Annotated in this window: 11 protein-coding genes; 5 read left to right on the top strand and 6 right to left on the bottom strand. The window is 69.3% G+C overall.

The window, feature by feature from the left end:
* Nucleotides 1–273 precede the first annotated feature (273 nt).
* Nucleotides 274–2,940 carry a toll/interleukin-1 receptor domain-containing protein gene (locus ACRWNM_RS04155; protein ID WP_431963665.1) on the top strand — a complete coding sequence of 889 codons (2,667 nt, stop codon included), beginning with the start codon at nucleotides 274–276 and terminating at the stop codon, nucleotides 2,938–2,940.
* A gap of 172 nt (nucleotides 2,941–3,112) precedes the next feature.
* Here the strand turns inward: ACRWNM_RS04155 and ACRWNM_RS04150 are convergent, their stop codons facing one another.
* Complete coding sequence (locus ACRWNM_RS04150) at nucleotides 3,113–4,399, bottom strand: M18 family aminopeptidase (protein WP_431963663.1); 1,287 nt, start codon at nucleotides 4,397–4,399, stop codon at nucleotides 3,113–3,115.
* 250 nt (nucleotides 4,400–4,649) lie between these two features.
* On the opposite strand from ACRWNM_RS04150, the gene ACRWNM_RS04145 reads away from it, so the two are divergent.
* Nucleotides 4,650–5,723, top strand: coding sequence for an ABC transporter substrate-binding protein (locus ACRWNM_RS04145; protein WP_431963661.1), 1,074 nt, complete (start codon nucleotides 4,650–4,652; stop codon nucleotides 5,721–5,723).
* On the opposite strand, the gene ACRWNM_RS04140 is transcribed toward ACRWNM_RS04145, so the two are convergent.
* Nucleotides 5,720–6,256: a MarR family winged helix-turn-helix transcriptional regulator gene (locus ACRWNM_RS04140; protein ID WP_431963659.1), complete on the bottom strand. Its 537-nt coding sequence runs from the start codon at nucleotides 6,254–6,256 to the stop codon at nucleotides 5,720–5,722. The two genes, ACRWNM_RS04145 and ACRWNM_RS04140, sit on opposite strands and share 4 nt — an antisense overlap.
* On the opposite strand from ACRWNM_RS04140, the gene ACRWNM_RS04135 reads away from it, so the two are divergent.
* Nucleotides 6,255–7,274 carry a substrate-binding domain-containing protein gene (locus tag ACRWNM_RS04135; RefSeq protein ID WP_431963658.1) on the top strand — a complete coding sequence of 340 codons (1,020 nt, stop codon included), beginning with the start codon at nucleotides 6,255–6,257 and terminating at the stop codon, nucleotides 7,272–7,274. The genes ACRWNM_RS04140 and ACRWNM_RS04135 overlap by 2 nt on opposite strands.
* A 60-nt stretch (nucleotides 7,275–7,334) precedes the next feature.
* On the opposite strand, the gene purQ is transcribed toward ACRWNM_RS04135, so the two are convergent.
* On the bottom strand, nucleotides 7,335–8,012 hold the full coding sequence (purQ, locus tag ACRWNM_RS04130) for a phosphoribosylformylglycinamidine synthase subunit PurQ (protein WP_431963656.1): 678 nt from the start codon (nucleotides 8,010–8,012) through the stop codon (nucleotides 7,335–7,337).
* Nucleotides 8,009–8,245 (bottom strand): phosphoribosylformylglycinamidine synthase subunit PurS, encoded by a 237-nt coding sequence (gene purS, locus ACRWNM_RS04125; protein ID WP_067841963.1) that lies wholly within the window; start codon nucleotides 8,243–8,245, stop codon nucleotides 8,009–8,011. The genes purQ and purS overlap by 4 nt, the downstream gene beginning before the upstream one ends.
* A gap of 114 nt (nucleotides 8,246–8,359) precedes the next feature.
* Here purS and ACRWNM_RS04120 point away from each other — a divergent pair, with 114 nt between their 5' ends.
* The gene (locus ACRWNM_RS04120) at nucleotides 8,360–9,004 is read left to right on the top strand and encodes an MBL fold metallo-hydrolase (RefSeq protein WP_431963654.1); all 645 of its coding nucleotides are present in this window, start codon (nucleotides 8,360–8,362) and stop codon (nucleotides 9,002–9,004) included.
* Between the two features lie 14 nt (nucleotides 9,005–9,018).
* Here ACRWNM_RS04120 and ACRWNM_RS04115 read toward each other — a convergent pair whose 3' ends face one another.
* Nucleotides 9,019–10,377 (bottom strand): dipeptidase, encoded by a 1,359-nt coding sequence (locus tag ACRWNM_RS04115; RefSeq protein WP_431963652.1) that lies wholly within the window; start codon nucleotides 10,375–10,377, stop codon nucleotides 9,019–9,021.
* Between the two features lie 565 nt (nucleotides 10,378–10,942).
* Here ACRWNM_RS04115 and ACRWNM_RS04110 point away from each other — a divergent pair.
* Nucleotides 10,943–12,364 (top strand): glutamate decarboxylase, encoded by a 1,422-nt coding sequence (locus ACRWNM_RS04110; RefSeq protein ID WP_431963650.1) that lies wholly within the window; start codon nucleotides 10,943–10,945, stop codon nucleotides 12,362–12,364.
* Between the two features lie 73 nt (nucleotides 12,365–12,437).
* Here the strand turns inward: ACRWNM_RS04110 and ACRWNM_RS04105 are convergent, their stop codons facing one another.
* Nucleotides 12,438–13,139, bottom strand: coding sequence for a DUF2334 domain-containing protein (locus ACRWNM_RS04105; RefSeq protein ID WP_431963648.1), 702 nt, complete (start codon nucleotides 13,137–13,139; stop codon nucleotides 12,438–12,440).
* Nucleotides 13,140–13,154 lie beyond the last annotated feature (15 nt).

Below are 13,154 nucleotides of genomic sequence, written 5' to 3'. Positions count from 1 at the left end.
CGGACCACCGACACGACTCCCGGCCGTTGGGCGAAGCACCATAACTGTCACTTCAGCAGTTTTCCTGTCGTTCATCGGTGTCTCCGCCGGCAACGTCCACCACAAGCGCTGATGACATCAGCCGGTCAGTCGGTCAATGGAGGGCTCGATCGCAGGCGTGCCGGCAACCGTGCCGCGAAGACAGGTAGTGGACTACCCGCGATATCCGGTGCCGCCCGGGTCACGCTCAAACGGTCTAGTTCATGTCTCGATCTGGAGGCGTGGTGATAGTCCATGTGTGCTCAGGCTCCGGGGAACCTAGAGCAGCCGACTCTCGGGAACGACGAGTCGCTCGATTACGACGCGTTCATCTCCTATACCCACGATGATCGGCAGGTCGCCGCGGGGATCCAGAAGGCCTTGCACCGCATCGGCCGACGCATGGGCCACTTACATGCCGTGCGAGTGTTCCGTGACGCCACCGACCTCACCGCGAGCCCCGATCTGTGGGGCAAGGTCACCGACGCGATCAACCACGCCCGCTTTTTCATCGTGGTGCTGTCCCCCGACGCGGTCGCCTCGAAATGGGTCAACAAAGAAGTCGCCCACTGGCTGCGGCGCCGCGGCCCGGACCGGTTGCTCTTCGTTGTGGCCGGTGGGTCCCTGACCTGGGACGAAGACACCGGGCGGTTCGATCCTGAGCGGTCGGATGTGGCTTTGCCGGTACTCACCGAGCCGGGAGTCCTCCCCACCGAGCCGTTCCATGTCGACGTCAGCGCGGATGCACCATGGGATCCTCGCGCACCGATGTTCCGGGAGAAGGTCACCGACCTGGCTGCACCGATCCACGGCAAACCCAAATACGAACTGGCCAGCGAGGACTTGCACGAGCAACGTCGCTTCCGACGGCTACGACGCGCCGCGATCACGGCCCTGGTCCTGCTGACCGTTCTCGCGGTGGCCTGTGCCGCGATCGCGGCCGTCAAATGGCAACAGGAAGCCATCCAACGGCGTGAGGCGGTGGCTCTCGCCCTGGCTGCAACCTCCCGCGACACCGCCACCAGCAATTCCGCTCTGGCTCTCGCCCTCGCCGCCGAGAGCAGCCGGACGACACCGACCCCGCTGCGGCAGGCCACCAATGCAGTGGTCAACGCCCGCGTCGGCTTCGGTCAGCGCGTCGCTCAGCAGGTTCGCGACCCGCTCGCAGGTCACACCGACATAGTGAACGACGTGGCGTTCAGCCCCGATGGCACCCGACTGGCTTCCGCAGGCAAAGACGGCACCCTGCGGCTGTGGGACCCCGCCACCGGCAAGCAGGTCGGCGAACCACTCACCGGCCACACCGGCCCGGTGACCGCGGTGGCGTTCAGCCCGGACGGCACCCGGCTCGCCTCGGCCGGCGCCGATCGCACCGTGCGGCTGTGGGACCCCGCCACCGGCAAGCAGGTCGGCGAACCGCTCACCGACCACACCGACATAGTGAACGACGTGGCGTTCAGCCCCGACGGCACCCGGCTGGCCTCCGCAGGCGGAGACGGCACCCTGCGGCTGTGGGACCCCACCACGGGACGGAGGGTCGGCGAACCGCTCCGCGGCCACGACGGCGCAGTGCTGGCGGTGAAGTTCAGCCCGGACGGCACCCGACTGGCTTCCGGCGGCAAAGACCACACCCTGCGGCTGTGGGACCCCGCCACCGGTGAGCAGGTCGGCGAACCGCTCACCGGCCACACCTACTGGGTGACCGGGGTGGCGTTCAGCCCGGACGGCACCCGGCTCGCCTCAGCTGGCGCCGATCGCACCGTGCGGCTGTGGGACCCCGCCACCAGGCGGCAGGTCGGCGAACCACTCACCGGCCATATCGGTGCGGTGACCGCGGTGGCGTTCAGCCCGGACGGTACCCGGCTGGCTTCTTCCGGCATCGACCACACCCTGCGGTTGTGGGACCCGGCCAGAAGCCGACAGATCGCTTCCCTGCTCACCGGCCACACCAGCGAGGTGAACGCGGTGGCGTTCAACCGGGCCGGCACTCAGCTGGCCACCGCCAGCGCAGACAAAACGGTGCGGCTGTGGGATCTGACCCCCGGCCGACCGATAGGCGCGACGCTCACCGGCCACACCGACGAGGTGTACGCGGTGGCATTCAGTCCGGACGGCACCCTACTGGCCACCGCCGGCGCCGATCACACTGTGCGCCTGTGGGACCCCGCCACCGGCAAACAGGTCGGCGAACCACTCACCGGCCACACCGGCCCGGTGGCCGCGGTGGCATTCAGCCCGGACGGCACCCTACTGGCCACCGCCGGCGCCGATCACGCCGTGCGACTGTGGGACCGCGCCACCGGCAAACAGGTCGGCGAACCACTCACCGGCCACACCGACGAGTGGTACGCGGCGACGTTCAGCCCGAATGGCACCCGACTGGCCTCCACCGGCATGGACGGGACAGTGCGCCTGTGGGACCCCGCCACCGGAAAGCAGGTCGGCGAACCACTTACCGGCCACACCGAAATGGTGTTTGCGGTGAAGTTCAGCCCGGACGGCACCCGACTCGCCACCGCCGGCGCCGATCACGCTGTGCGACTGTGGGACCCCGCCACCGGCAAACAGGTCGGCGAACCACTCACCGGTCACACCGGCCCGGTGGCCGCGGTGGCGTTCAGCCCGGACGGCACCCGACTGGCCACCGGCGGCGGCGATGACACCCTGCGGCTGTGGGATCCCGCCACCGGTGAGCAGGTCGGCGAACCACTCACCGGCCACACTCAAATGGTGATTGCGGTGGCATTCAGCCCGGACGGCAGCCGACTGGCCTCCGCTGGACGGGACGGCACTGTGCGGCTGTGGGACAGCCCCTGGGACGTGGACGAGGCATGTGAACTCGCCGCCCGATACGTGACCCGAGCCCAAGTGCAGGAGTACATGCCCTCAGGCATGGCACCGAAGTGTCGATACGCGCAGTGATCCAGGTTGCCGCGAACCGCGTCCGGGTGTTCGAGGAAAGGTCGACAGCATGACCCTCCGATGGGAAACCCGCAGCTCAGCACACTGACATCGGGGCGGGCACTCTCACACCAGTGCAAGGTATCGCGCACTCGGTATGCTCGGCACGCTCACGAACGAATCCGACAGTGCCCTACTCGGCGGGCGTGAGAAACGCCGCGAGCGCCGCCGCATAAGCCGGAACGTCGTTCGCCCCCATCAACTCTCGGGCCGAGTGCATCGCCAGCTGGGGTGCGCCGACGTCGACCGTGGGCATGCCGGTGCGGGCCGCCGTCATCGGGCCGATGGTCGAGCCGCAGGGCAGGTCGGCGCGATGCACGTAGCGCTGCAACGGGACGGCCGCTTGGTCGCACGCCAGGGCGAACGCGCCCGCGCCGGTGGCGTCGGTGGCGTAGCGCAGGTTCTGGTTGACCTTGAGCACCGGCCCGCCGTTGATCTCGATGCGGTGCGCGGGCTCGTGCCGCTCCGGGTAGTTCGGGTGGGTCGCGTGCGCCATGTCGCCGGACGCGCAGATCGAACCGGCCAGCGCCGCCAGGTATTCGGCGCGACCACCGCCGCGCGCCAGCACGATCCGCTCCAGCACGGCGGGCAGCAGATCGGACTGGGCGCCACGGTCGGACTGGCTGCCGACCTCCTCGTGATCGAACATGGCCAGCACCGGCACCGCCGCACCCGGATCCTCGACGGCGGCCAGGAACGCGCGCAACCCGGCGTAGCAGGTGCCCTGGTTGTCCAGCCGGGGCGCGCTGACCAGGTCGTTGTCCCGGCCCACCAGGCCGCTCGGGGCCAGCACGTGCGTCATCAGCTCCCAGCCGAGCACCGCGGCCGGATCCACCTCGATGCTTTCGGCGACGAAGGCGAGGAACGAGCGCGGCAGGTCACCGACGCCCCACACCGCGTTCACGTGCCGCTGCGGGTCCAGCGTGACGCCGCGCCGGTCCTCGGAGAGGTGGATGGCCAGCTGCGGCACCCGCAGGATCGGCTCCTCGATGCGAATGAGCTCCTCGCGCAACGCGTTTCCGTCGCGCACCGTCAGCCTGCCGGAAATGCCGAGCTCGCGGTCCAGCCACGAGTTCAGCCACGCGCCGCCGTACGGTTCGAGCCCGACCAGCTGCCACCCCGCGGACGCCAGATCCGGGTGCTGCTTCACCCGCAGGTTCGGGCTGTCGGTGTGCGCGCCGACGACGCGAAACGGGGCCGCGGCGTCGCCGGTCCCGGCCCAGGCGACCAGCGAACCGCCGCGCACCACATAGCGGCGGCCGGTCGACTCGGCGGGCCATGCCGCCGTTTCCGCGAGGCGGGTGAAGCCGTGTGCGTCCAGCTCCTGCGCGACCGTGCGGACCACGTGGAACGGCGAGGGCGAGTCATCGATGAACGCGCACAGACCTTCGGCCGTGGCGGCGGTGGTGGAAACGGGCATGGACCGATCCTAGAGAGCCGCCGCCGCGCCGGTCGTGATGCCGCGATTTCTCGCACCGGGGCGAGCCCCGCGGCAACTTGTTCCGATATCGGACGTATCGGGCAATTAACGGCAACGGTAATACCGCGGTAGCCCTGCGGTAATCCCGCCGCCGCGCCGAAACGAAAAAGCGCGAAAACGCCGCTAGACTGGCTCGCGACGCGGCGAACGAGAACATCCAGCAAATCTCGCGCGCAGAACGGGGGTTCGCATGACATTGTCGAGCGGGCGGCACCACGATGTCGTCGAGATCGTCAACATCGCACCCCTGCGCGGCGCGGGCGCCCTCATCGGACCGTCCTGTGTCGCGGCCGCGAACCTGGCCATGGCCGAAATCAACAGCGGGACTGGCATTCTCGGCCGGGAGGTCTGCGTCACCACGATCGACGGCGGCGGCCCGCCGCAGCGCGTGCACGACGAGGTGTCGGCTCTGCTGGCGACCGGCATGGTGCACGCCGTCACCGGAATTCCGATGCCGGAGAATCGCTGCGCGATCATGCGCGCCGCGGCCGGTCGGGCGCCCTGCCTGTTCGGCGTCGGCCACGACGGGCTCGCCGCCGAAGAGCCGGGCGTCTTCATGATCGGCGAGCACCCCGGCATCCAGACCATGGTCGCGGTGGATTGGCTCTATCGGGAGTTCGGCGCCCGGCGCTGGGCGGTGGTGGCCAGCGACTACCTCTGGTCCCGCCGTATCGCGCCGACGCTGCGCGAGATCCTCGCGCCGCGGCACACGGTGGTCGCCGAGCACTTCGTGCCGTTGGGCGCCGAGGATTTCGGCGCGGTGCTCGACGATCCCCGGCTCGACGCGGCCGACGGAGTGATCCTGCTGCTGGTCGGCGCCGACGCCGCCCGATTCAACCGGGCATTCACCGCGGCGGGACGCGCCGACCGGCAGTTCCGTACCGGCCCGACGATCGACGAAAACGTGCTGCTGGCAGGCGGACTCGACGCGAACCGCAATATCTACGTGCCCTCGGGCGTGATTCCCGACCGGCGCAGCGCCGACGATCGCGATCTGCTCGACCGATACCTGCGGCTGCACCACGGATTCGCCCCCACCTTCAGCCGATTCGCCAACGGCGCCTACCGCTCCCTGCACGCACTGCGCACCGTGGTCGACGCCGCGGGCTCGTTCGAGACGGCGCGCATCCACGGCGCGCTCGCGGACCGCGCGGTGCTCGAAGGTCCCTCGGGCGCGTTCACCTTTCGCGGCGATCAGGTCGTGCGACCGACCTTCGTGGCGCGCGCGGCGGGCGTCGACTTCGAGACGCTCACCGTGACCTAGGCCTCGGCCACCAGCTCCAGCAGCCGCTTCAGCTCGGCGTAGCGCCGCGCGCCGATCTTCGCCTGGAGCTGCCGCTCGGCGAGTTCCTCCTCGGCGCGCACCGACGCGACCAGCTCGGTTCCCAGCCTGCTCAGCCCGATCAGGATGCGCCGCCGATCCTCCTCCGCGGCGACACGGAAGATGAGGCCGCGCTCGGCGAGACCGTCGGCGTGCCGGGTGGCCGACGACGGCGCCAACTGCGAACGGTTGGCCAATTCGCTCATGGTGATACCGGTTTCGCTCGACAGGTTGCACAGCATCGACCACTGATCCGGCGAAAGCTGCCTGGCGCACAGCGCCGCGTCGAGATGCCGTAGCCAACGGCGTTCGGCGGCACGCAGCGCCCCATGCAGCGTGGCATATCCGTTTAGAATGGTCGACATTGATTTCCCCGCCTGCTTTTGAATTTCGCTCGAACCAGAAGAAGAGTACCGAATGTCAGCGGTCGGCGAGAGCCCAGACGGCACAATAGAGATACTGAACATCGTTCCCATGCAAGGACCTGGCGGGATCTTCGCGCCGTCCTGCGACGCTGCCATTTCGCTCGCCGTATCCGAAATCAACCGTGGCGCCGGAATTCTGGGACGCGAAATTCGTACCACGAATATCGATGGCGGCCGACCGCCGGACGAGGTCGCCACCGAGGTGTCCGCGCTGCTGGCCACCGGTATGGTGCACGCCATCACCGGCTGGCACACCTCGGCGGTGCGGCGGGCTGTGGCCAAGACGAACGACGGGCGCGTCCCCTATCTGTTCGCGGTCAGCCACGAGGGCCTGTCCGACGAGTTGCCCGGTGTGCTGCTGGTCGGCGAGCATCCGGCGGGCCACACCGTGGCCGCGGTGCGGTGGCTCGGCAGGGAACTCGGCGTGCGCCGCTGGGCCATCATCGGCAACGACTACATCTGGCCGCGCGAGACGGCGAAAGCGGTGCGGCGCAGCCTGATCGATCCCGGCGCCGTCGTGCTGGAGCGGTACGTCCCGCTCGGCACACCCAGTTTCCTCGACTTCCTCACCCATCCCGATCTGGACCGGGCCGATGGCGTCATCATCCTGATGGTCGGCGCGGACGTCTCGCGCTTCAACCGTCAGTTCTACGCCACGGGCCGGGCCGCCGATCAGGTGCGAGTCAGCCCGGCCGCCGACGAGAACGTGCTGCTCACGGGCGGCGCCAAGGCGAACCACAATCTCTATGTGCCGTCCAGCTTCTTCCTGAACGACAAGCTCGCCGACGGCTTGGACCGCAAGACCCGCTACCGGCGAATGCACGGCAGTTTCGCGCCCGCGCTCACCACCTTCAGCAACGCCACCTACGAGGCCATCCACGCCCTGCGCGGGCTGGCCGAGTCCGTCGGCTCGCTGGACGTGCCGAGCTTGCAGGGCGCGCTGGCCGACGGCGTGCACTTTCAAACCCCTGGCGGCCCACGCGGTTTCCTCGGCAACCAGGCGATCCAGCCCGGCTATCTGGCGCGGGCCGAAGGCGTCGAATTCGAGCTCATCGACCGCATCTGGTGAACAGAATGCGAAACGGCCCGAGCCGACCCGCTTCGGGTCGGCTCGGGCCGAAGTATTACGTCAGGCCGAGACCAGGGTGTCGAGCACCGAGAGGAACAGTCCGAGACCGTCGTCGCTCGGACCGGTCAGCGGCTCGGTGGCGTGCTCGGGGTGCGGCATCAGGCCGACCACCCGGCCGTTGGCCGAGGCGATGCCCGCGATGCCGCGCTGCGAGCCGTTCGGGTTGTCGCCCGAGTAGCGGAAGACCACCCGGCCCTCGCCCTCCAGCTCGTCGAGCACGGCGGCCGAGGCCTGGTAGCGGCCCTCACCGGACTTGAGCGGGACCAGGATCTGCGCGCCTGGCTCGTAGCGGGAGGTCCACGCGGTGGACACCGACTCGACGGTGAGCCATTCGTCGCGGCAGACGAAGTGCAGACCCTCGTTGCGGGTCAGCGCGCCCGGCAGCAGCCCGGCCTCGCACAGCACCTGGAAGCCGTTGCAGATGCCGAGCACCGGCATGCCCTTGCCCGCGGCCTGCACGACCTTGCCCATCACCGGCGCGAACCGGGCGATGGCGCCCGCACGCAGGTAGTCGCCGTAGGAGAAGCCGCCGGGCACGACCACCGCGTCGACCTCCTTCAGGTCGGCGTCGGCGTGCCACAGGCTGACCGCCTCGGCGCCGGCGAGACGCACCGCGCGCGCCGCGTCGACGTCGTCGAGCGTGCCGGGAAACGTGATGACCCCGATGCGCGCCGTCATGGGAGGCGAACCACCTTCCACTCCTCGATCACGGTGTTGGCGAGCAGGCCTTCGGCGATCTGCTCGAGCTCGGCGTCGCTGACGCTGTCGTCCACGTCGAGCTCGAATCGCTTGCCCTGCCGCACATCAGCGATCCCGGCGAATCCCAGGCGCGGGAGCGCGCCGACAATGGCCTGCCCCTGCGGATCCAGGATTTCGGCCTTCGGCATCACCTCGACCACGACTCGTGCCACGCGTTGCTCCTCAGATGGGTATGCGGGGGTTACCTGAGCAGCGTAGTTGCTCAGGTCGCGCGAGTTACCTGCGGGGTCGGGTGAAAATCGACACCATGCCAATAGCATGGCGGCATGCGCATAGCCCATTTCGGCCACTCCTGCATCCTCGTCGAACTGCACGGCACGAAGGTGCTCTTCGATCCGGGCACCTTTTCGCACGGTTTCGAGGGCATCACCGGCCTGGACGCCATCGCGATCACCCACCAGCACCCCGACCACATCGACCCGAACCGCATCGACGCCTTGATCGAGGCCAACCCGAACGCCCGCCTGCTGTCGGATCCGCAGACCGCGGCCCAGCGCGGCGACCGCTGGGAAGCCGTGCACGCGGGCAACGTGCTGCGACTCGGTGATCTGCAGATCACCGGCGGTGGCGGCAGGCACGCGGTCATCCATCCGGACATCCCGGTCATCGACAACACCGTCTTCCAGCTCGGCACCGCCGAGGACCCCGCCCAGCTCGTGCACCCCGGCGACTCGCTCTGGGTCCCGCCGGTGCAGGTCGGCGTGCTGGCCATCCCGGCCGCGGCGCCGTGGATGCGGATCAGCGAGGCGGTCGACTACCTCCGCGCGGTCGCCCCGCGCACCGCCCTGCCCATCCACTTCGGCATCATCCAGCCCGAGGCGCGTGGCATCTACTTCGGCAGGCTCGCCGAAATGGGCCCGAAGGGAACGGAATTCACCGTGCTCGAACCGGAGAACCAGCGCGAATTCTGACCCTTCGGTTCCGGTCAGCGGCCGTAGGTGGTGAGGAAGAGCGCTTCCGCCAAAGCCATGTGCTCGATTTCGGAGGGGTCCACGCTCTCGTTGGGGGCGTGGATCAGGCACTTCGGCTCCTCGACGCCGATGAGCATGATCTCCGCGTCGGGATAGGTGTCGGCGAAGACGTTGCACAGCGGGATAGAACCGCCCTGCCCCTGGGTGGTGGTCGGCTTGCCGTAGGAGGCGGCGAGGGCCGCGTCCATGGCGGCGCGGGCGGGGCCGCCGCTGGCGGAGCGAAACGGCGCTCCCACGCTCTCCAGCTCGATGGTCAGCTTGGCGTGCAGCGGAGTGTTGGCCGCCAAGTGAGCGACCAGCGCCCGGTGCGCGTCCTCCGGCACGATGCCCGGCGGAATGCGCAGGTTCAGCCGGGCGCGGGCCGTGGGCTGGATCGCCGCGGAGGAGCCGACCACCCGCGGCGCGTCGATGCCGAGCACGGTGAGAGTCGGCCGGGCCCAGAGCATTTCGGCGACCGTGCCATCGCCCGCCAGATCCACGCCGCCGAGCACACCGGCGTCGATGCGGAAGCGGTCGGGATCGTACTGCACGCCGTCCCAGGGCTGCCGGTTGTCCAGCCCGGCCACGGTGGTGTTGCCCTCTGCGTCGCGCAGCGTGGCGAGCACGTGGATCAGCGTGGCGAGCGCGTCCGGCGCCGCTCCGCCGAACATGCCCGAATGCAGCGGTCCGGCAAGGGTTTCCACGGTGACCACCACGTTCACGTTGCCGCGCAACGTCTCGGTGAAGGTCGGCACGCCGACCGCGAAGTTGCCGCAGTCGCCGATCACGATGGCGTCGGCGCGCAGCAGATCCGGGTTGTCGACGACGAATTTCTCCAGTCCGCCGGTGCCCTGCTCCTCGGAGCCTTCGGCGACCAGCGTGACCCCGACGGGTAGCTCGGATCCGATGGCGCGCAAGGCCGTCAGGTGCATGACGATGTTGCCCTTGCAGTCCGCCGCGCCGCGCCCGTACCAGCGGCCTTCCTTCTCGGTGAGCTCCCAGACCGGCGTGCGCCACGCCGCCTCGTCCAGCGGCGGCTGCACGTCATAGTGGCAGTAGAGCAGCACCGTCGGCGCACCGGGCGGCGCGGGACGCGAGGCGATGACGGCCTTGCTGCCGTCCGCCGTCTCGTGCAACCCCACCCTGGTCAGCCCGACCGCGGCGAACGCGTCGGCCACCCACTGCGCGGCACGCTCGCACTCCTCCGCCGGGAACTGCCGAGGGTCGGCCACCGACTTGAACGAAACCAGTTGGGCCAGATCGCGTTCGGCCTGCGCCATCAGTCCCGCGACGCGCGAGCGCAGGTCGGCGGTATGCGGATCGTCGGAAGTCATGGGCAGCTCACTTCGTCGTGTCGTCCAGCTCGGATGCACACCTCGTGGAGGTGGGTGCCGAGCCGGTCCGCACGGCGCTGGCCGATTCGACGGCGATCACCGTATCGCGCCCGCCCCGCACCGACCGGTTGCCGGGGCCGGGCGTGCCGTTCGCGATGCCATCCGATCCGGCCGCGAGAACGGCGCGTTCGCGCCCAACCACCGCCGCGTCGGCTCAGATCCGCCGCAGCCGAAGCACCGTTCGCGCCCACCCGCTGCTATGGTCGCAGTAGGGAGACCCCCACTCGACCGCAGCGATTCGACTGCTGAAAAGACAGTGGCAGATCAGCTCGAGATTCCGTCCCCTGCGAGGTCAGGATACGTGCGAACGCGGTGGGCATACCGCCATCGACGGAACGCCGGACCGCGCGACAGACATACACAGCACCGGAGTGTCGCACGCCAGCAGCCGCTCAGCATTCGCCGCGTCAGCTCGAATTGGCCACTTGTACAGGCCATTCATTGCAGAATGAGGTCATCAACCGATCCGTGGCAATCGATGAGCAGCCTTGCTGGGAGGCCCCTGATGCCCGCTGAACCGGACTTCGACGATCTGTTCGCGCTGCCTGCTATCGACCACCCCGCACCCAAGGAGCGATTCCCGGCGAAGGAGACGATTCCGGACGCCGCCTACCAGATCGTGCACGACGAGCTGCTGCTCGACGGCGTCTCGCGGATGAACCTCGCCACCTTCTGCACCACCTGGGTCGACGACCAGGCGCGCAGGCTGATGAACGAGTCGCTGGACAAGAACATCGTCGACAAGGATGAGTACCCGCAGACCGCGGAGCTGGAGCGCCGCTGCGCGTGCATGCTCGCCGACCTCTGGCACGCCCCCGATCCCGCGACCACGCTCGGCACCTCCACCACCGGGTCCAGCGAGGCCGCGATGCTGGGCGGGCTCGCCGCCAAGTTCCGCTGGCGCAAGCGCGGTGGCTCGGGCACGCCGAACTTCGTCTGCGGTCCCGTGCAGGTCTGCTGGGAGAAGTTCGCCCGCTACTTCGACGTCGAGATCCGTCAGGTGCCGCTGCGCGGCGACCGGCTCACCATGCACCCCGACGACGTGGCCGCGCACTGCGACGCGAACACCATCATGGTGGTCGCCAACTTCGGACAGACCTACACGGGATTGTTCGAGGACGTCGCGGGCATCGCGCAAGCGCTCGACGACCTGCAAGCCACGAGCGGCCTGGACATTCCGCTGCACGTCGACGCGGCGAGCGGCGGCTTCCTCGCCCCGTTCACCGCACCCGACCTGGTGTGGGATTTCCGCCTGGAACGGGTGAAATCGATCAACTCCTCCGGCCACAAGACCGGGCTCGCCCCGCTGGGCGCGGGCTGGGCGATCTGGCGCACGGCCGACGATCTACCCCAGGAGCTGATCTTCGACGTCGACTATCTCGGCGGCAGCATGGCCACCTTCAATCTGAACTTCTCCCGGCCGGGCGGCCAGGTGATCACGCAGTACTACGACTTCATCCGGCTCGGCAGACTGGGCTACACCCGATTGCAGGAGGCGATCTACCGGGTCGCCCGGCATCTGGCGGACGGCCTGACCGCGTTCGACGGATTCGAGCTGATCCACGACGGCGACCCGAATCGCGGCATCGCCGCGGTGTGCTGGCGGCTCACCGGCACGCCGGGCTTCAATCTCTACGACCTGTCCGACCGGCTGCGCACCCGCGGCTGGCTGATCGCCGCGTATCCGCTGCCGCCCGACCGCGGTTCGGAGACGGTCATGCGCGCTGTCATCCGGCACGGCTTCACCCACGACATGGTCGATCTGCTGCTCGCCGACGTCGACCGCTGCGTGCGACAGCTGGCCAGCCATCCGCTGAAGGTCTCGCTGACCAGGGCCGAGGCGGGCGGCTTCACGCACAACGCGAAAGCCAAGGTGCCCGGCACGACGCCCGCCGCGACAACCCCGCATACGGAACCCACCGGTTAGGCATCCGAGCGAAGGTACGCCCGCCGCCTTCGATCGCCAGACCCGGCGGCGGGCGTACCGAGGCCCGCGGCCGTCAGGCCGCGCGCACCAGGTCGACCGGCTCCCAGCGGTACACCTCGCTGACCGCGCCGTGGAACAGCGCCAGATCCACCGCGTCCAGCATCGCCTGGCGCGGACCCGAGCGCTGCAACTGCGCCGCGGAAACGGCCAAGCGCAGCACGCCGCCACGCCGCGCGGTACGCGCAGCGCCCATGACCAGGGCCCGGCACCACCACGGCTCGGCACGGAAACCCTCGCCGATGCCATAGACGCGCGCCTTCTGCGCTGCGTTGCGCTCCAGGTCGAGGATCGAGGTCAGACCCAGCGCCACCCGGAAACCCGTCTCCGGCAGCGCGGCGATGGCGCCGGCCGAGGCGTCCCAGCGCGGCGCGGCGAAGAGCCTGGTGCGCAGCTCCACCTGCTCCAGCACCCGATCCGCCGCGGTGAGCCGCAGCTTCGCCTCGTGCTTGGGCAACGTGGCGAACTCGGCCCTGCGCCGCTTGGTCGCCGCCTGGTCGTAGCCGTGCAGCACGATGGCGTCGCCACGGGCCCGCCTGCCGCGCAGCCACGCCTGCGTGGCCGGGTCGTCGACCAGCCGGTACTTGCCCTTCAACCGCGGCGCCACCAGCAGTGACAACCGCACGTCGCGATGATCCATCTCGGCGGCGAATTCGATCGCGGCGTCTCGAGTGGTGTCCCGAATCCCCGACACGGACACGATCAGCTCAGCGTTCATGAACCTACGATGCCG

Origin of the sequence: Nocardia sp. bgisy134 (assembly GCF_965341865.1) — a bacterium.
Taxonomy (GTDB): domain Bacteria; phylum Actinomycetota; class Actinomycetes; order Mycobacteriales; family Mycobacteriaceae; genus Nocardia.
Note: the sequence above shows the minus strand (reverse complement) of the source record. Positions and strands in the feature narration are given on the sequence as shown.